The sequence below is a fragment of the Ruegeria sp. D1(2025) genome (assembly GCF_056536425.1).
The window spans coordinates 510,735-530,584 of the sequence record NZ_JBQFPO010000002.1 but is presented as its reverse complement, the minus strand read 5'-3'; the positions used below and the strand labels follow the sequence as shown (position 1 = coordinate 530,584).

The following is a 19,850-nucleotide window of genomic DNA, read 5'->3' as shown; positions in this document are numbered from 1 at the left end:
TCTGCAAGACCACCCAAAACTTAGAAAAATTTTGCCAGCGCCAAAGCCCGACGCGTTCTTGAGACTTAAGAAAAATGGCGGTGGTGGCCTCACAAAGAAAAAGGCCCCGCGATTTCGCAGGGCCTGATCTTCAGCATTTTATGGCGCTCACTCGCGGCTTTCCGGTGTTTCCACCAGCACGTCAAGCTCGTCGCCAACCATGTCGTCGTCGATCATCGGCGCTGCCAGGGCAGCGGCCGCTTCGGCCTCTTCCCGGCGGGCTTCGATCACGACATTGTCGCGCGACTGGGCAACCTGACGAACGGCCTGGGTGGCACCACCGGTACCGGCCGGGATCAGGCGGCCGACGATGACGTTCTCTTTCAGGCCAACCAGCTTGTCCTTCTTGCCCTGAACCGAGGCTTCGGTCAGCACGCGGGTGGTTTCCTGGAACGACGCCGCCGAGATGAACGAACGCGTCTGCAGCGAGGCCTTGGTGATCCCCAAGAGGATCGGCTCGCCCTGTGCCGGACGACCACCGCGGGCGATGGTCTTCTCGTTCGCCGCGTCGAACTCCTGCTTGTCGACATGCTCGCCCTTCAGCAGGGTGGTGTCGCCTGAATCCAGGATCTCCCACTTCTGCAGCATCTGGCGCACGATAACCTCGATGTGCTTGTCGTTGATCTTCACGCCCTGCAGACGATAAACGTCCTGCACTTCGTCGATCATGTAGTTCGCCAGAGCCTCGACACCCATAATGGACAGGATGTCATGAGGTGCCGGGTTGCCGTCCATGATGTAGTCGCCCTTCTGGACGAAGTCACCTTCCACAACCGGGATGTGCTTGCCCTTGGGCACCATGTACTCGATCGGCTCCAGTGACTCATCAGCCGGTTCGATGCTGATGCGGCGCTTGTTCTTGTAGTCGCGTCCAAAACGCACGTAACCATCGGCTTCTGCGATGATCGCGTGATCTTTCGGACGACGGGCTTCGAACAGTTCGGCCACACGCGGCAGACCACCGGTGATGTCCTTGGTCTTGGCGCCTTCGCGCGGGATACGCGCAACGACGTCACCGGCTTCGATCTTCTGACCGTCTTCGACCGACAGGATCGCATCCACCGACATCGGATAGTGAACCGGGTTGCCCGCATCGTTGCGGACCGGCTCGCCATCTTCACCGACCAGAATGATCTCGGGCTTGAGGTCGCTGCCTTTGGGGGCCGCGCGCCAGTCGATCACGATCTTCTGGGTCATGCCGGTTGCTTCGTCGGTCTCGTCGCGGACGGCAAGGCCCGAAACCAGGTCGACGTACTTTGCGGTACCGGCTTTCTCGGCGATGATCGGCAGGGTGTACGGGTCCCACTCGAACAGTTTGTCGCCACGGGCCACCTTGGTGCCGTCCTTGACGAACAGCTTCGAACCGTAGCCCAGTTTGAAGCTGGCACGCTCTTCGCCATGTTCGTCGTTGATCACCAGCTTCATGTTCCGGCCCATGACCAGGCTTTCACCTGCGGCATTGATCAGAATCTGCGGGTTCTCAAATGTGACAACACCTTCCTGGTTGGCTTCCTGGAACGACTGCTGGCCACCTTGCGCAACACCACCGATGTGGAAGGTCCGCATCGTCAGCTGCGTACCGGGTTCACCGATGGACTGGGCTGCGATGATGCCGACAGCTTCGCCAGTGTTCACCATGGTACCGCGCGCCAGGTCACGACCATAGCAGGTGGCACAAACGCCTTCCTCGGACTCACAGGTCAGAGGCGAGCGGATGCGGGTCGACTGAACGCCGGCCTCATCAATGGTGTCGGCCATACGCTCGTCGATCAGCTGACCAGCAGCCACGATCACCTCTTCCGTACCCGGACGCAGGATATCGTCAGCAGCCACACGGCCCAGAATACGCTCGGCCAGCGAGGCGACGACCTCACCATCGTTGACGGCCGCTTCGGCAGTGATCGCGCGGTCGGTGCCGCAATCGATCTCGCGCACGATGCAGTCCTGCGCCACGTCCACCAGACGACGGGTCAGGTAACCCGAGTTCGCCGTCTTCAGAGCGGTATCCGACAGACCCTTACGGGCACCGTGGGTCGAGTTGAAGTACTCGAGCACGGTCAGACCTTCTTTAAAGTTCGAGATGATCGGCGTTTCGATGATGTCACCGTTCGGCTTGGCCATCAGGCCACGCATACCGCCCAGTTGTTTCATCTGAGTGACCGAGCCACGCGCGCCCGAGTGGGCCATCATGTAGACCGAGTTCGGCTCCATGTCCGACCCGTCTTCGGCCTTGGCGACGTCCGAGATGGTGCTCATCATCGCCTCGGTGACGCGGTCGTTACACTTCGACCAGGCATCGACAACCTTGTTGTACTTTTCGCCCTGAGTGATCAGGCCGTCCATGTACTGCTGTTCAAAGTCTTTCACCTGGTTGCGGGTGTCATCAACGATGCCCCACTTGTCGTTCGGGATGACCATGTCGTCCTTACCGAACGAGATGCCCGCCTTGAACGCTTCCTTGAAGCCCATCGACATGATCTGGTCACAGAAAATGACCGACTCTTTCTGACCGCAGTAGCGGTAGACGGTGTCGATCACCTGCTGCACTTCTTTCTTCCGCAGCAGGCGGTTGACCAGCTCGAACGGCGCTTTGTTGTTCATTGGCAGCAAGGCACCCAGACGCAGACGGCCCGGAGTGGTTTCATAGCGCTTCTGAACTTCGTTGCCCTCGTCGTCGATCTGCGTGATCCGCGCGGTGATCTTGGAATGCAAATGCACCTCACCCGCGTCCAGCGCATGCTGAACCTCGTCGATCGAACCAAAGACCTTGCCTTCGCCCGGCATGCCTTCGCGTTCCAGAGTCACATAGTACAGACCCAAGATCATGTCCTGCGACGGAACGATGATCGGTGCGCCGTTTGCAGGCGACAGAACGTTGTTCGTCGACATCATCAGAACACGGGCTTCCAGCTGGGCCTCAAGGCTCAGCGGAACGTGAACCGCCATCTGGTCACCGTCGAAGTCGGCGTTAAAGGCCGAACAGACCAGCGGGTGAAGCTGGATGGCTTTACCTTCGATCAGGACAGGCTCGAACGCCTGAATACCAAGACGGTGCAGCGTCGGCGCACGGTTCAGCATGACAGGGTGTTCGCGGATCACCTCGTCGAGGATATCCCACACTTCGGGACGCTCTTTCTCGACCAGTTTCTTCGCCTGTTTCACGGTCGAAGACAGACCCTTGGCTTCAAGGCGCGAATAGATGAACGGCTTGAACAGTTCCAGCGCCATCTTCTTGGGCAGACCACACTGGTGCAGCTTGAGTTCCGGACCGGTCACGATGACCGAACGGCCCGAGAAGTCGACGCGTTTACCCAGAAGGTTCTGACGGAAGCGGCCCTGTTTCCCTTTCAGCATGTCCGACAGCGATTTCAGCGGACGCTTGTTGGCGCCGGTGATCACGCGGCCACGGCGGCCGTTGTCGAACAGAGCATCCACGGATTCCTGCAGCATCCGCTTTTCGTTGCGGACGATGATGTCAGGTGCACGCAGTTCGATCAGACGCTTCAGACGGTTGTTCCGGTTGATGACGCGGCGATACAGATCGTTCAGATCCGAGGTCGCGAAACGGCCACCATCCAGCGGAACCAGCGGACGCAGTTCCGGCGGGATGACCGGGATCACGGTCATCACCATCCACTCGGGGCGGTTGCCCGACTCGAGGAAAGATTCAACAACCTTCAGACGTTTGATGATCTTCTTGGGCTTCAATTCGCCGGTTGCTTCAGCCAGATCAGCGCGCAGCTGCTCGGCTTCGGCTTCCAGATCGATCTGGGCCAGCATCTCACGAATGGCTTCGGCACCGATATTCGCGGTGAACGCGTCCATGCCATAGGCATCCTGCGCATCCATGTACTCTTCTTCAGTCAGCATCTGGCCGTATGTCAGGTCGGTCAGACCTGGCTCGATGACGACATAGTTTTCAAAGTACAGAACGCGTTCCAGATCGCGCAGCGTCATGTCCAGCATCAGACCGATGCGGGACGGCAGCGATTTCAGGAACCAGATGTGAGCGACAGGCGCGGCCAGTTCGATGTGGCCCATACGCTCGCGGCGGACTTTCTGCAGGGTGACTTCCACACCGCATTTCTCGCAGACAACGCCGCGATACTTCATCCGCTTATATTTGCCGCACAGACATTCGTAATCTTTGATCGGGCCAAAGATACGCGCGCAGAACAGACCGTCACGCTCGGGCTTGAACGTCCGGTAGTTGATGGTTTCGGGTTTCTTGATCTCGCCATAGGACCAAGACAGGATCCGCTCGGGCGACGCCAACGAGACCTTGATCTCGTCGAAAACCTTCGGGGGCGTCAGCGGGTTGAACGGGTTGTTGGTGATTTCCTGGTTCATTTGTTACCTCAAATCTTGCGGAAGGGGGGACGGGAGAAAGGGCAGCGCCCTTACTCCTCAACCTCCGCATCCAGGAGTTCCATATTCAGGCCGAGGCCACGGACTTCTTTCACCAGAACGTTGAACGATTCCGGTACGCCCGCTTCAAAGTTATCCTCGCCCTTGACGATCGACTCATAGACCTTGGTCCGGCCGGCGACGTCATCCGATTTCACGGTGAGCATCTCCTGCAGGGTGTAGGCGGCGCCGTAAGCTTCCAGAGCCCAGACCTCCATCTCACCAAAGCGCTGACCACCGAACTGCGCCTTACCACCCAGCGGCTGCTGGGTAACCAGGCTGTACGGCCCGGTCGAACGCGCGTGGATTTTGTCGTCCACAAGGTGATGCAGTTTCAGCAGGTACTTGATGCCCACGGTCACCGGACGCGCGAATTGCTCACCGGTACGACCGTCGAACAGAACCGACTGACCGCTTTCCGAGAAGCCCGCACGCACCAGCGCGTCGTTGACGTCAGCCTCTTTGGCACCGTCAAAGACCGGGGTTGCGATCGGAACACCGCGGGTCACGTTGCCCGCAGCCTCGATCAGGCCATCCTCGTCCAGACCGGTGATGCCTTCTTCGTAGACATCTTCGCCATAGGCCAGCTTCATCGCTTCGCGCACCGGGGTCAGGTCGCCGGAACGGCGGTATTCACCCAGAGCGTCGTCGATGTTCAGACCCAGACCGCGCGCGGCCCAACCCATGTGGGTTTCAAGGATCTGACCGACGTTCATACGCGAAGGCACACCCAGCGGGTTCAGACAGAAATCTACCGGAGTACCATCGGCCAGGAACGGCATGTCTTCCATCGGAACAACCTTGGAGATCACACCTTTGTTCCCGTGACGACCGGCCATCTTGTCGCCCGGCTGCAGCTTACGCTTCACGGCGATGAAGACTTTGACCATTTTCATCACACCCGGCGGCAGGTCGTCGCCACGGCGGACTTTCTCGACCTTGTCCTCGAAACGGGCGTCCAGAGCACGCTTTTGCACTTCGTATTGTTCGTTCAGAGCCTCGACGATCTGTGCGTCCTGCTCACCTTCCAGCGCCAGCTGCCACCACTGACCACGGGTCAGGGTTTCCAGCAGGTCCTCGGTGATCACCGACCCTGCCTTGACACCTTTCGGGCCTTTGACAGCGGTTTTACCCAGGATCAGACCTTGCAGACGCGCATAGATGTTGCGGTCAAGGATCGCCAGCTCGTCGTCCCGGTCACGGGCCAGACGTTCGACTTCCTCACGCTCGATCTGCAGCGCACGCTCGTCTTTCTCGACGCCGTGACGGTTGAAGACGCGAACCTCAACGACCGTACCGTAATCGCCCGGCTTCACGCGCAGCGAGGTGTCGCGCACGTCAGATGCTTTTTCACCAAAGATGGCGCGCAGCAGCTTTTCTTCCGGGGTCATCGGGCTTTCGCCCTTCGGAGTGATCTTGCCGACCAGAATATCGCCCGGCTCAACATCCGCACCGATGTAAACGATGCCCGCCTCGTCGAGGTTGCGCAGCGCTTCTTCACCGACGTTCGGGATGTCGCGGGTGATCTCTTCCGGGCCCAGCTTCGTGTCACGGGCAGCGACTTCAAACTCCTCGATATGGACCGAGGTAAAGACGTCATCACGCGCGATACGTTCCGAGATCAGGATCGAGTCTTCGTAGTTGTAACCGTTCCACGGCATGAACGCGACGACCACGTTCTTACCAAGGGCCAGTTCACCCATATCGGTCGACGGACCGTCGGCAATGACCTCGCCCTTCTGGACGGTATCACCCACCTTGATCAGCGGACGCTGGTTGATGCAGGTGTTCTGGTTCGAACGCTGGAATTTGCGCAGACGATAGATGTCAACGCCAGCGTCGCCCAGTTCCAGATCCTCGGTGGCACGGATAACGATACGCTGGGCATCGACCTGGTCGATGATACCGGCGCGTTTCGCCTGAATCGCAGCACCCGAGTCAATCGCAACCTTTTCCTCGATACCGGTACCGACCAGCGGCGCTTCGGCGCGCAGCAGCGGAACCGCCTGACGTTGCATGTTCGAGCCCATCAGAGCGCGGTTCGCGTCGTCATTTTCAAGGAACGGGATCAGCGATGCAGCGACCGAAACCAGCTGTTTCGGCGACACGTCGATCAGGTCCACATTCTCGCGCGGGGCAAGGGTGTAGTCACCGGCCTGACGGGTCGAAACCAGATCGTTGATGAACTTGCCGTTCTCATCCAGCGTCGCGTTCGCCTGCGCCACGGTGTGGCGCATTTCCTCAGTCGCGGACATGTAGTGAACCTCATCGGTCACCTCGGCGTCTTTGACGACACGATACGGTGTTTCGATGAAGCCATACTTGTTCACGCGGGCAAAGGTGGCCAGCGAGTTGATCAGACCGATGTTCGGACCTTCGGGCGTTTCAATCGGGCACATCCGGCCATAGTGGGTCGGGTGTACGTCACGAACCTCAAAGCCTGCACGCTCACGCGTCAGACCACCGGGGCCAAGCGCCGAGAGACGGCGTTTGTGGGTGACTTCCGACAGCGGGTTGGTCTGGTCCATGAACTGCGACAGCTGCGACGAGCCGAAGAATTCACGAACAGCAGCCGCAGCCGGTTTCGCGTTGATCAGGTCTTGCGGCATGACGGTGTCGATCTCGACCGACGACATACGCTCTTTGATCGCGCGCTCCATGCGAAGCAGCCCAACGCGGTACTGGTTTTCCATCAGTTCGCCGACCGAACGGACACGACGGTTGCCGAGGTGGTCGATATCGTCCACGTCGCCTTTGCCGTCACGCAGTTCAACCAGTGCCTTGATGCAGGCCACGATATCTTCGCGGCGCAGTGTGCGCAGGGTGTCCGGCGCGTCCAGTGCCAGACGCATGTTCATCTTCACACGGCCAACGGCGGACAGATCATAACGCTCGCTGTCGAAGAACAGGGTGTCGAACAGGGCCGACGCAGCTTCGACGGTGGGCGGCTCGCCCGGGCGCATGACACGGTAAATGTCCATCAGCGCGCTTTCGCGGCCCATGTTCTTGTCCTGCGCCATAGTGTTGCGCATGTAGGGGCCGACGTTGACGTTGTCGATGTCCAGAACCGGGATGTCTTTGAAGCCCGCATCCAGCAGTTCCTTGACGGTACCGCCGATCAGGTCGCCGTCCTTGTCGTATTCCAGGGTCAGTTCATCACCGGCTTCGACATAGATCGCACCGGTTTCTTCGTTGATGATGTCCTTGGCGACGAATTTGCCAACAATGTGATCGAACGGAACCAGCAGGTCGGTGACGGCACCCTCGTCAATCAGTTTCTTGACCGCGCGCGGCGTGACTTTCTTGCCCGCTTCGGCAATCACTTCACCGGATTTCGCGTCGATCAGGTCATAGGTCGGACGGGTGCCACGCACACGCTCGGGGAAGAACGGTGCGATCCAGCCCTTCTTCTTGTCCAGCTTATAGGACACGGTGTTGTAATACGCGTCCATGATCGCTTCCTGATCCAGACCCAGCGCATACAGCAGGGTTGTCACAGGCAGTTTGCGGCGGCGGTCGATACGGGCGAACACGATGTCCTTGGCGTCGAACTCGAAGTCCAGCCAGCTGCCGCGATACGGGATGATGCGGCAGGCAAACAGCAGCTTGCCCGAGGAGTGGGTCTTGCCCTTGTCGTGGTCAAAGAACACACCGGGCGAACGGTGCATCTGGGACACGATCACACGCTCGGTACCGTTCACGATGAACGTTCCGTTCGGCGTCATCAGGGGCATGTCGCCCATGAACACGTCCTGTTCCTTGATGTCCTTGACCGACTTGGCGCCAGTGTCCTCGTCGACATCAAACACGATCAGGCGCAGGGTTACCTTCAGCGGAGCGCTGTAGGTCATGTCGCGCTGCATGCACTCTTCGACGTCGTATTTGGGTTTTTCCAGATCGTATTTCACGAACTCCAGAACGGAGGTTTCGTTGAAATCCTTGATCGGGAAGACCGACTGGAACACACCTTTGATGCCTTCGCCGTCTGTGGGCTGCTCTGCATCGCCGGAGCGCAGGAAAAGATCATAAGAAGATTTCTGCACCTCAATGAGGTTCGGCATCTCCAGCACTTCGCGGATTTTGCCGTAATATTTACGAAGACGTTTCTGGCCAAGGAACGTTTGAGCCATGTCAGATGTCACCTTTCGATGTTCTCAGCGGGCAAAGACACCGTCGGGCCCCGGCATCTTGCACATTCGAGACGACACGTCCGGATCAATTCATGGCCACCGTCCCGAAGGCGGCCTCCCGATCCGACAACCGTGTCTTAGAAAACGCCCCAACCCATGAGGCCCTTTCTAAGACAGGTTCGGCTGGACCCGGATTTCTCCGGACCCAGCCAAATTTTCAGGCGCATCAGCGACGCACCAGACAAAGGGCTTAGGCCAGTTCGACCTCTGCGCCAGCTGCTTCCAGCTTGCCTTTGACTTCCTCGGCTTCGTCTTTCGACACGCCTTCTTTGATCTTGCCGCCGGCTTCGACCAGTTCCTTGGCTTCTTTCAGGCCCAGACCGGTGATGCCGCGAACTTCTTTGATCACGTTGATTTTCGAAGCGCCGGCGTTCTTCAGAACGACGTCGAATTCGGTTTTTTCTTCCTCAGCTGCGCCACCGGCGGCGTCGCCACCAGCTGCCATGACAACTGCGCCGCCTGCTGCGGGCTCGATGCCGTACTCGTCTTTGAGGATGGTTTTCAGTTCTTGTGCTTCCAGCAGGGTCAGACCCACGATGCTTTCTGCGAGTGCTTTCAGATCAGCCATTGTATTAGCTCTTTCCGTTTTACAGTGTGTGTTCCAACGTCAGGGCAAATGCCCCACGCAGATCATTCAGTGCCAACCGCTTACGCAGCTTCCGCCTTCTCTTCGATGGTGGAAAGGATGCTTGCGATGTTGCTTGCAGGTGCGCCAATCGCGCCGGCGATGTTCGAAGCAGGTGCGCCAATGCAGCCCACGATCGAAGCAATAAGCTCCTCACGCGACGGCATTTTCGAAACGGCTTCAACGCCTTTGCGGTCCAGAGCGTTCTCGCCCATTGCACCGCCGAGGATTTCAAAATTCTTGTTATCCTTGGCGAAGTCCTCGGCCACCTTGGCTGCTGCCACGGGGTCCTCGGAATAGGTCAGAACGGTCATCCCTGTCAGCAGGTCGGCCATGCTTGCACACGGCTTACCCTCAAGGGCGATTTTGGCGAGCCTGTTCTTGGCAACACGCACGGAGCCACCCGCGTCACGAGCACGTGCGCGAAGGTCCTGCATCTCGGCAACTGTCAGACCGGCGTAGTGCGAAACCACTACGACGCCAGAGCTTTCGAAGATTTGGCCGAGTTCCTCGACCACTTTCTCTTTCTGGGCTCTATCCACAGTTCTCTCCAAGTTAGGGATGTCAGACATCCCGGCTCATATTTGCCGCGGCTTGCGCCCCGGCGTTCAGGTCCGTTGTTACGGGATTGGCCAAAACTCGCCCGAGGGTGGGACCCTCAGAATTCTTTGGTCTTACCCGTCTCAGGCAGGGAATTAAGGAACCGCATGGCCCCACCCACCGTCTTGGACGAAACAAAATAAAGCGCACGACGAATCGCACGCTTTACTTCGTAGCCCTACTTAGGGCAGACACGCTCGGTTTCCAAGAGGTAAATTGCACGAAAAACGGGTTTCGCGGGCTGTGGCGTCATCGGTTCTAACACGGATAAATCGCGCCAACCACTCATTGACACCAAGGACGCGCTGCGGTCCTGTCAATGTCTATAACCCCGATCCCGATCCGAACTGGCGCGCGTCCTTAAAATGCTGATCCTTTCTCAACAAGAGCGCGACCGGACATCCCAATATCTGGATCAGCTTTCCCGAAGTGGCAAGATCGACCCCATCCGCGAACATTCCTGTATCTACCGGTCTCACGATTTCCCCGAAACTCGGCTTGTTCTTAAGCTTGAAACCCAAGGGGCGATGTACGCGCTGAAGGCCGACACCCAAGCCCCCATAACCGACCGGCTACGCAAGGAGTATAATTTGCTCTGTCAGCTTGCCGAATACTTCGACGACAAGAAGACGTCGCAGGTTGTGCGTCCGATCTACCTCTCCTCCGCAGGTGACTTCATGGTCACCGAATACATCAAACGCCCCACCGCCGTCGATCTGATCTACAACAGCCCCGACAACGATCAGGTCGCCCAGGTCTATCGCCGCGCCGGAGCATGGCTGAACGATCTGCACGGGTTTCGCCCACCAAAAGACTATGGGTTCCGGCCGAAATGGATGACCGACAGCATCCGGGACCAGTCGGAAAACCTGCCCGCCAATCTTGCCGGCACAAGTCAGCGAATGATCAACACGATGCTGGCCGAGGCCGCGCGCCTGAAAGGGGCGCCGGATATTCAGGTGTTCGCGCATGGCGATTTTCACGGTCTCAACCTGATCATGGGGCAAGGGAAAACCATCGGGCTGGATTTCACCGAGGCACGCGAAAAGCTGGCCGTATACGACATCGTCGACTTCCTGAAGGCCGACATATTCCGCGACAGTCAGCCGTCAGATGTGGATCGCAGCGGCATCCTGAAACGAAACAAGGACATGTTCTTCCGCCTGTACCGCCATCCGATCAATATGGACATTCTGGATTTCTGCATTCGCGGACGCCTGCTCAAGGACTGGCTGTTTCTCAGCCAGCCAAGCCATGTTTGCAGCGAATTCGAAGACCACCGGCGCACCCGGCTGGAGATACGACTTAAACAGGCATTCAACCTGCCCCGAAGTTCAGGTTGATCCGGCATCTACTGGAATTCAAGCGATCCAAAAACGAAAGAACCCGGGTGGCTGGAACCACCCGGGTCATTTTGTGCTTTTGCAGAGGCTGAGGCTGAGGCTTATTCGCCCGAAGCCTGCGCAACATCAACAGTCACGCCCGGGCCCATGGTCGAGCTCAGCGCGATTTTCTTCATGTAGGTGCCTTTGGCGCCCGACGGCTTGGCTTTGGCAACAGCCGAGACAAATGCGCGGACGTTTTCGACCAGCTTGGCTTCGTCGAACGACGCTTTGCCAACACCGGCGTGCACAACGCCGCCTTTTTCCGCCTTGAACTGAACTTCACCGCCCTTGGCTGCTTCCACGGCCGCTTTCACGTCCATGGTCACGGTGCCGACCTTGGGGTTCGGCATCAGGTTGCGGGGGCCCAGAACCTTACCCAGACGGCCAACGATCGGCATCATGTCCGGGGTTGCGATGCAGCGGTCGAAATCGATGGTGCCGCCCTGAATGGTTTCCATCAGGTCTTCTGCACCGACGATATCTGCGCCTGCTTCTTTCGCTTCGTCAGCCTTGGGGCCGCGAGCGAACACAGCAACGCGCATGTCTTTGCCGGTGCCGTTCGGCAGGCCGACAACGCCGCGCACCATCTGGTCTGCGTGACGGGTGTCAACGCCCAGGTTCAGAGCGATTTCGATGGTCTCGTCGAATTTCGAGGTTGCATTGCCTTTGACCAGGGCAACGGCTTCTTCGACCGACAGGTTTTCCTTGCCGGCGACAGCTTCGCGCGCAGCGCGGGTACGTTTACCGAGTTTTGCCATCTTATTTCACCTCGATGCCCATGGAGCGGGCCGAGCCCAGGATGATCTGCATTGCGCCTTCTACGTCGTTGGCGTTCAGATCTTTCATTTTGGCTTCGGCGATTTCACGAACCTGCTTCGAGGTCACGGTTGCCACGGTCTCACGACCGGGGTTTTCCGCGCCGCGGGGACGGTTACGCTTGCCAACCGGCTTAAGGCCAGCCGCTTTTTTCAGGTAGTAAGACGCGGGCGGCGTCTTGATGTCCATGGTGAAGGACTTGTCCTGATAGTAGGTGATCACGGTCGGGCACGGAGCGCCGGGCTCCATGTCTGCGGTCTTGGCGTTGAACGCCTTGCAGAATTCCATGATGTTGATGCCGCGCTGACCCAGCGCCGGACCAACTGGCGGCGACGGGTTCGCCTGACCTGCAGGAACCTGCAGCTTCATTGTACCAGCAAGCTTCTTGGCCATTTGGTTTTCCTTTCAACTTAGGTGAAACGCGTCTCACCCAGATTATGTTGCGTGGTCCGATCCGGGATCGCGATCCCTGCAATCTCCCACGAGAGAATCTCGCCCGAAGACGATAGAGGCGGCATGTACAGCGGAACGGAGGGGTTGGCAAGTGGCTGGCACCCTATTCCCAAGTAACCCAGTTGTATACCGGTCGGGCTTCGGTGAGGCCAGGGAACTGACGGAACAAAATGATTTTGTTGAATACATAAGTTGCGTCGGAGACGCAGGTGGGTATCTTGGTGAAACTTGGACACAAAAGAGGTGGTCAGGGATGGGATCATCTCGGCTGAACAAGGGATTACTGATCTGCGTTCTTTTTGCCATGCTGCCGGGCTGTGGCAGCAGGGCTCAGGATCAGGGCGAAGGGTCTGGATCGGCAACCCAAACCGACGGCATCAACAGCACGGCGTCCTCCGGCGCAACAGGGATCGACCCCGCCAGTTACGCCGGTCGGTTTCAGATCAAGTTCACCAAGGAAGTCCCCGTTCGCGACATTCCGGTGCCTTTCACGGTCTACAGCGGCCTAGAAGAAGCCAGCCCTACCCGCTTGCGGTTGAGGGCGTTCATGGACTTGCGCGGCTTGCAGGAAAAGGCCCCCCAGATACTGACGGGCCCGCTTGAAGAAAGCTGCAAACGCCAAATCTACCTCGAGATTCGGGATGTCACTGCCAAGGATGACACCGTCAGGGTCGAAGGCTCGGCCCGTGCACGGTTTACAACCTGCAACCGGCGCCAGGAACCGGGCTTTCGTTATTTCGGGGGAACCGTGGACGCGGTTGCGGTCGCCAAGGCAGAGGTGAAAGGCCAGTGCCTTACATTCAGTATCGAAGACGTTGATCTGAACCCGCGCGGGTTCATCGGCGCTGTCTCCAACCTCTTCGGCCTGACCAGCCGCATCAATGAAGCCGTCCTTGAAAAGGGTGGCGAGTTTTTGGCGGCCAATCCGGTCTGTCCGCCCTTGCCCGAAGAATTCACGGTTCTCGACCCGAATTACGAATCCGGAGGCACGCGCGAGATTGCGCCCGGCGGGCTGGGCGCAGCCATCACCGGATCGGCTGATGTCAGCGCAGAGACCATCGTCAAAGTCCTTGGTGGGCTGCAGGACCTCGGCGTATTGGAGTTTGCCAAATGAGACGTTGGTTGGTTTTCCCGGCCCTGATGGCCGCTGCGCTGGGTGCCCATTCGTCCGGCGCACAAGAAGTGACTTTTGTCATCGATGCAACCCAGCAGGTCCGGGAAACCGAACTGCCATACAAGCTTGATCTGAGCCTGAACGCTGTTGCGCCCACTCGGATCGGGGTGGGCGCCCTTCTCGATCTTCGCGAAATCCAAAAAACGGTGCCCGAGCGATTGGCGGACAATGCCATAATCGACAATTGTGGTCTGCAAGTGCGCCTGGACGATTTGAGCCTGCAAGCTCTGGACGATGCGATCAATCTGGATGGCGACGTGACCATCACGATTTTCGAATGCAGCCGGACCAGTGAACGCGACTTTCAGCGGGGTGAACAGAAAAGGGCAATCCTGGCGAACATGGCCACCCAAGCGACCGTCGAACTGCGTGACAATTGTGCCTACTTCAAACTCATCGATCTGACGCTTGCGGCCCCGGAAGAACAGCGCGAACAGCTTCTGGAGGATGACACGCTCGAATCTGCCAAGGAACTTATGCTGGCCGCTGTTGACCTTGTATTGAACGAAACCCCCTTGTGCCCGGAATTACCCCCCGAACTCGCGTCCCTTGACCCCACTTACGACAATGGCGGTCCAAAGGAGATCGGAGAGGGTGGGCTTGGTGTTTTTCTGGAAGGATCGGTGGATGTCAGCCCTTCGACCATTCTCGACATTCTGACGGTTCTTCAGGAACAACAACTGATACCCGGCCGACCATAACCGTAAAGCGCTTTCATTGCCGGGGAAGTAACCTGCAGTTTTTGCCTGGGCCAGTTCCACTGGTCCGGCACAAAAAAACGCCACGTTGCCCAAGGCATCGCGGCGCTTCTAATTACATTGGCGAGCTTGTCAGCTCTGCTTGGTCACCTGCGTGAAGTCCAGCTCGACCGGGGTTTCCCGGCCAAAGATCGAGACCGAGACCTTCAGCTTCTGGTTCTCGTCGTCCACGCCTTCGACCATGCCGTCGAAATCCTCGAAGGGGCCGTCGTTGACCTTGACCTTTTCGCCGATCTCGAAAGTGATCATCAGCTTGGGCGCTTCTTCACCTTCCTGAACACGGTTCAGAATCTGGTTCACCTCGGCGTCGCGCATCGGCATCGGGCGGCCCTGCGGGCCCAGGAAACCGGTGACGCGGTTGATCGAGTTGACCAGGTGGTAGCCCTGATCGGACATTTCCATATGCACCAGCACATAGCCGGGCATGAAGCGGCGCTCGGTCGTAACCTTCTTGCCCCGGCGCACTTCGATCACCTCTTCGGTGGGCACCAGAACTTCGTCGATATCGTCCTCAAGGCCCTGCTCGGCCACCGACGTGCGGATCTGCTCTGCGATCTTCTTTTCGAAATTCGAAAGAACGCTGACCGAGTACCACCGTTTCGCCATGAACCTGCCGTCCTTGTTTGCCTTAGGTCGCATCCGCACATCCGGATGTACCGTCATTGAAATTCTGTCACGAGACCCGGAACAAAAAGCGGCGCGCAGCCCGAATCGCCGCACGCCCATTCCGGATAGTTCCGCGTGAACTACTCTGACATTGCGCGCGGCGCAAGGGGGCAGCCGCGTTTCCGCACTGCCCGTCCCGTCTTAGCTGAACGCGCCCAGAATCAGCTGCAGCCCGCCGCGAATGCCCAGATCCACCAGCGCAAAGAACACGGCCGTCAGCGCCGCCATGATGAACACCATGACCGTGGTCAACAGCACCTCGCGCCGGGTCGGCCAGACGACCTTGGATACTTCGGCACGGACCTGCTGGATGAACTGGATCGGGTTTGTGGTGGCCATGAGGCTTTGTCTCTCTGCTAGCGGATGCGCCCGACATAGCCGGGCATTGCGGCAATTTCAAGGGCGGTTAGGGCTTGGGCTTGTCGTCCCATTCGTCGCTCAGAATCCGCCGGGCATCGCCTTCGGGATCGTCGTACTGGTTCGACCGCACGGTATAGACAAAGGCTACAAGACCGACACCGCCCAAAAGCAGCGAAATCGGAATGAGATAGGCCAGAACTTCCATCAGATCACCTCAGCCGCAAGGCGTTCAGGGACACGGTGATGGACGAGGTCGACATCGCCAGCGCCGCGATCAGCGGCGTTGCCAGCCCGGCCACCGCCAGGGGCACCGCGATGACATTATACACGGTTGCAATCTGGAAGTTTTCACGAATCCGCCTGGTCGCTTTTGTGGCCGTGTCGCAGGCATCGGCGATGGGCGACAGGTCGTTGCCCAACAGCACGATATCCGAGGCAACCCGCGCCGCATCCAGCGCCGAGGCGGGCGAGATCGACACATGCGCCGCCGCAAGGGCGGCGGTATCGTTCAGGCCATCCCCCACCATCAGAACCTTTTTCCCGTTGTCGCGCAGGTCCTGAACACGCTGCGCCTTGTCCTGTGGCAGCGCTTCGGCCACCCAGTTTGCGATACCCAGATTTCCAGCCAGCTTTTCCACTGCAGCCCGTGTATCGCCTGAAATCAGGATCACATCCTTGCCCGCTTTCCTAAACGCCTCAACCGCGCTGGCCGCGCCCGGTCGCAGAGCGTCCGCGAACACGAACGGCACGGGTTTACAGCTCCCGACCGCAAGCCATGCTGACGTCTGGGTGCCGGGTTCGGCTCCGACCCAATTCGCCCGGCCCAGCCGAACGCGCTGTCCTTTATGTTCGCCTTCGGTGCCAAAACCTGGCACTTCGACCACAGCGTCAAGGCAGGCCGGCCTGATACCCGCGTCACGCGCCGCTTTGGCCAGCGCGACGGAAAGCGGATGCGCCGACGCCTCGGCCAGCGCCAGCGCAACTTCCAGATCGGAACGGGTATGATCCGCCAGATTGGTCAGTTCAGGCGCACCCGATGTCAGCGTGCCGGTCTTGTCGAAGACAACAGTGTCCACCTCGGCCAGACGCTCCAGCGCTGTGGCGTGCTTGATCAGCATTCCCTTGCGGAACAGCCGCCCCGACGCCGCCGTCGTCACCGCAGGCACCGCCAGCCCCAGCGCACAGGGGCAGGTGATGATCAGAACCGCCGCCGCGATGTTCAGTGCGGTGCGGATATCGCCGGAATAGATGTACCAGCCCAGAAAGCTGAGCGCCGACAGGATGTGCACCCCGGGCGCATACAGCTTGGCCGCCTTGTCAGCCAGCGACGTGTATCGTGAGCGCCCCGATTCAGCGATGGCCACCAGATCGGCCATCCGGTGCAGCGAAGTGTCTTCGCCCACCGCTGTCGCCCGGATCGTCAGGGGGCCGGTCAGATTGACCTCGCCCGCGCTGACTGTCAGCCCGGCTTCGGCAAAAACCGGCAGGGTTTCCCCGGTCAGCAACGAGCGGTCAAGTTCCGACCGGCCCGAAATGATCTCTCCGTCCACGGGCATACGGCCACCGGGCCGAACGAGGATTAGGTCACCGACGGTCAGCGTCGCGACGGCCACTTCCTCTTCTGTGCCGTCGACCAGCCGGATGGCGCGCGGCACCTCAAGCGCCGTCAGTTCCTCGGCCGCGGACCGGGCAGCGGCGCGCGTGCGATAATCGAGATACCGTCCGGCCAGCAGGAAGAATGTCAGCGTCAGCGCAGCGTCGAAGTAGGCATGTTTGCCGCTCAGCGCAGTTTCCCAAAGCGAGGTGATCAGCGCCAGCAGGATGGCCAGCACGATCGGCACATCCATGTTCAGACGGCGCACACGCAGTGCGCTCCCGGCATTGACGAAAAACGGCTGCGCCGAAAAGGCGATGGCAGGCAGCGCGATGGCCGCCGAAATCCAGTGGAACATGTCGCGCGTCGCGTCCGTGGCCCCGGACCAGACGGAAACCGACAGCAGCATCACGTTCATCGACGCAAACCCGGCCACCGCCAGCCGCATCAGCAAATCCCGGCCCGCCTTGTCCGTCTGCGTAGCCGACAGCGCACCGGTATCCAGTTCATGCGCCTCAAAACCTGCCTGTTCCAGCACCGGGATCAGATCGGCGGCGCGGATGTCTGGCGCGGCCTTAATCATCGCCCGTTTCAGGGTCAGGTTGACCCGCGCATCCTCGACGCCCGGAAGCGCGTTCAGTTCCCGCTCGACCGTCGAGATGCAGGCCGAACAGTGAATTCCCGGCAAGGACAGGGCGATCTGGATGTCCTCGGGAACCGGAAGGGCAGGCTCGGCCGTGGCCGCGACGCAGCCGGGACAAGCCATGGTTCCGGGTGAGGGTTGCGCTGTCATCAGCCTAGCCTTTGACGTAAAGCGGAATACGCTGCGAGAAGGTGGCCCCTTCGCCATCCTTGGCGACAAGCCGGATGTTCCAGTTGCCCTCGCCAAGGGTCGCCGGGGTGGAGTATGCGGTTCCGTCAAACACAAAGTCGGGGGTGAAATCCTCGCGCACATGGGTCGCCCGCCCCACAACGGCCTGCAATTGATCGACCCTGACCGGCGCGCCTTGCGCGTCGTTGATGTGCAGGATCAACAAGCCGCCCTTGGTCTCGGCCCGCACGTCCCAACCCAGCGCCTGCTGTTCCTGCAGACGCTCGTTGAACTCCTGGCTGGCGACATACGAGTTTTTGACCTCGAGCCCGGGAAAGGTTTTGACCGCACTGTAGGCCAGTACAAGATTAACACCGATGATCACGCCGAAGGCGGCGACAAACACGGCCAGCGCGTGCTTTCCGGTAAACTGTCGTTCTGCCATTCTCAGTTCCCTCGTCCGTTGAACGTGGTGTCCTTGTACGCGCGTTCACCGCTGATCAGATCCTCGACCCAGATACGAACCGGCGTCGCGTCGGTGTTGGCTGGGTCGGTGTCCTTCAGGGCGGTGATGTAAACGCGGCTCAATTGTGCCGTATCCGCGCTTACATTCACAGTGTCTATGATCGTGCCTTCAATCTCCAGCCGCATGGCCGGGTCTCCGGTCAGGGACAGTTTAAACAACCGATCCTCGCCATGTTTGTTTCGCAGACGCACGTCATAGGTATTGCGGATTGTGCCGTCTGACAGGGTGACAAAGGTCGGATTGCGTACCGGCGCCACGGTCAGGTCGATGTCGGAACGGATGAACAGGGCAAACAACAGGCCGAACCCAACCAGCGCCCACAGCGCGGTGTACATGATCGTGCGCGGGCGCAGGATGTGCTTCCAAACATTCTTGGCCGGCTGGCCCGAGCGTTCATGCGCCTCGTCGCTCAGCGCCATATAATCGATCAGGCCGCGCGGCTTGCCGATTTTGGCCATCATGTCATCACAGGCATCAATGCAGAGCGCGCAGGTGATGCACTCCAATTGCTGACCGTCGCGGATGTCGATGCCAACCGGGCAGACATTCACGCAAGCCATGCAGTCGATACAATCGCCCAATTCCGTGTCAGCGGTCCGCTTGCCCTTGCCGCGCGGCTCGCCCCGCCATTCGCGGTAGCCGACGACCAGCGTGTCTTCATCCATCATTGCCGCCTGAATACGGGGCCAGGGGCAGGCGTAAATGCAGATCTGTTCACGGGCAAACCCGCCGAACAGAAAAGTCGTACCTGTCAGGATCAACATGGTTGTGTAGGCGATCGGATGCGCGTTGCCCGTCACCAGATCGCGCGCCAGTGTCGGTGCATCCGCGAAGTAAAAGATCCAGGCCCCGCCGGTGGCCAGTCCGATCAGAAACCACGCCCCCCATTTCGTCGCCCGCAGGCGGGCCTTGCGGAAATCCAGTTTCTTCTGCCGATGCAGCCGCAAACGTGCGTTCCGGTCGCCCTCGATCCAGCGCTCGACCAGAATGAACAGGTCGGTCCACACCGTCTGCGGGCAGGCATATCCGCACCAGACCCGGCCCAGGGCCGAGGTGAACAGGAACAGTCCAAGCCCCGCCATGATCAGCAAGCCGGCGACAAAATAGAACTCGTGCGGCCAGATTTCGATCCAGAAGAAATAGAATCGCCGGTTCGCAAGATCCAGCAACACGGCCTGATCCGGCAGGCTGGGACCCCGGTCCCATCTGAACCATGGGGTGATGTAATAAATCCCCAGGGTCACAGCCATGATGATCCATTTCAGGTTACGGAATGGACCCGACACGCGCCGCGGGAAAATCGGCTCACGTGCTGCATAAAGGCTGGGGGCAGGGTCGGAATCGCTCACGGGCTGGCTCCACGTCTGGCTTTGATCAGGCGTCTTTTCCCAGATCATGCGCTGACCAACTTTGACATGTGTCAAATGCGCATCAGGCAGACACCTT

At 59.3% G+C, this 19,850-nt stretch carries 15 protein-coding genes; 3 read left to right on the top strand and 12 right to left on the bottom strand.

Annotated elements, in window-relative coordinates; translation table 11 throughout:
- Positions 1-147 precede the first annotated feature (147 nt).
- The 4 genes from rpoC to rplJ all read right to left on the bottom strand — a co-directional run bounded on the left by rpoC (position 148) and on the right by rplJ (position 9,803).
- Positions 148-4,389, bottom strand: coding sequence for a DNA-directed RNA polymerase subunit beta' (rpoC, locus tag ACR1XU_RS08290; protein WP_170613563.1), 4,242 nt, complete (start codon positions 4,387-4,389; stop codon positions 148-150).
- Positions 4,390-4,439: 50 nt separating this feature from the next.
- The gene (gene rpoB / locus ACR1XU_RS08285) at positions 4,440-8,576 is read right to left on the bottom strand and encodes a DNA-directed RNA polymerase subunit beta (RefSeq protein ID WP_480490563.1); all 4,137 of its coding nucleotides are present in this window, start codon (positions 8,574-8,576) and stop codon (positions 4,440-4,442) included.
- Positions 8,577-8,826: 250 nt separating this feature from the next.
- Entirely contained in the window at positions 8,827-9,204 is a 378-nt protein-coding gene (gene rplL, locus ACR1XU_RS08280) for a 50S ribosomal protein L7/L12 (protein ID WP_170613567.1), read from the bottom strand.
- 80 nt (positions 9,205-9,284) lie between these two features.
- Positions 9,285-9,803, bottom strand: a complete 519-nt coding sequence (gene rplJ / locus ACR1XU_RS08275; RefSeq protein WP_170613569.1) for a 50S ribosomal protein L10 — start codon at positions 9,801-9,803, stop codon at positions 9,285-9,287.
- 423 nt (positions 9,804-10,226) lie between these two features.
- Here rplJ and ACR1XU_RS08270 point away from each other — a divergent pair, with 423 nt between their 5' ends.
- Complete coding sequence (locus ACR1XU_RS08270) at positions 10,227-11,204, top strand: phosphotransferase family protein (protein ID WP_480903441.1); 978 nt, start codon at positions 10,227-10,229, stop codon at positions 11,202-11,204.
- A gap of 101 nt (positions 11,205-11,305) precedes the next feature.
- Here the strand turns inward: ACR1XU_RS08270 and rplA are convergent, their stop codons facing one another.
- Both rplA and rplK read right to left on the bottom strand, forming a co-directional pair.
- The gene (rplA, locus tag ACR1XU_RS08265) at positions 11,306-12,004 is read right to left on the bottom strand and encodes a 50S ribosomal protein L1 (protein ID WP_170678416.1); all 699 of its coding nucleotides are present in this window, start codon (positions 12,002-12,004) and stop codon (positions 11,306-11,308) included.
- Position 12,005: 1 nt separating this feature from the next.
- On the bottom strand, positions 12,006-12,455 hold the full coding sequence (gene rplK, locus ACR1XU_RS08260) for a 50S ribosomal protein L11 (protein WP_010440985.1): 450 nt from the start codon (positions 12,453-12,455) through the stop codon (positions 12,006-12,008).
- A gap of 313 nt (positions 12,456-12,768) precedes the next feature.
- Between rplK and ACR1XU_RS08255 the strand changes: the two genes are divergently transcribed.
- A complete protein-coding gene (locus ACR1XU_RS08255) occupies positions 12,769-13,629 on the top strand; it encodes a hypothetical protein (RefSeq protein ID WP_170613575.1) in 861 nt (286 codons plus the stop codon).
- Positions 13,626-14,390 (top strand): hypothetical protein, encoded by a 765-nt coding sequence (locus ACR1XU_RS08250; RefSeq protein ID WP_170613577.1) that lies wholly within the window; start codon positions 13,626-13,628, stop codon positions 14,388-14,390. The genes ACR1XU_RS08255 and ACR1XU_RS08250 overlap by 4 nt, the downstream gene beginning before the upstream one ends.
- A 129-nt stretch (positions 14,391-14,519) precedes the next feature.
- On the opposite strand, the gene nusG is transcribed toward ACR1XU_RS08250, so the two are convergent.
- From nusG to ccoG, 6 genes are all read right to left on the bottom strand, one after another.
- A complete protein-coding gene (nusG, locus tag ACR1XU_RS08245; RefSeq protein ID WP_170407498.1) occupies positions 14,520-15,053 on the bottom strand; it encodes a transcription termination/antitermination protein NusG in 534 nt (177 codons plus the stop codon).
- Between the two features lie 201 nt (positions 15,054-15,254).
- Positions 15,255-15,452 (bottom strand): preprotein translocase subunit SecE, encoded by a 198-nt coding sequence (gene secE, locus ACR1XU_RS08240; protein WP_050605011.1) that lies wholly within the window; start codon positions 15,450-15,452, stop codon positions 15,255-15,257.
- A 67-nt stretch (positions 15,453-15,519) separates the two neighbouring features.
- Positions 15,520-15,678: a cbb3-type cytochrome oxidase assembly protein CcoS gene (gene ccoS / locus ACR1XU_RS08235; protein ID WP_170613579.1), complete on the bottom strand. Its 159-nt coding sequence runs from the start codon at positions 15,676-15,678 to the stop codon at positions 15,520-15,522.
- Between the two features lie 4 nt (positions 15,679-15,682).
- Complete coding sequence (locus ACR1XU_RS08230) at positions 15,683-17,860, bottom strand: heavy metal translocating P-type ATPase (RefSeq protein WP_480903444.1); 2,178 nt, start codon at positions 17,858-17,860, stop codon at positions 15,683-15,685.
- A gap of 4 nt (positions 17,861-17,864) precedes the next feature.
- The gene (locus tag ACR1XU_RS08225; RefSeq protein WP_480526870.1) at positions 17,865-18,323 is read right to left on the bottom strand and encodes a FixH family protein; all 459 of its coding nucleotides are present in this window, start codon (positions 18,321-18,323) and stop codon (positions 17,865-17,867) included.
- 2 nt (positions 18,324-18,325) lie between these two features.
- Entirely contained in the window at positions 18,326-19,753 is a 1,428-nt protein-coding gene (gene ccoG / locus ACR1XU_RS08220; RefSeq protein WP_170678426.1) for a cytochrome c oxidase accessory protein CcoG, read from the bottom strand.
- Positions 19,754-19,850 lie beyond the last annotated feature (97 nt).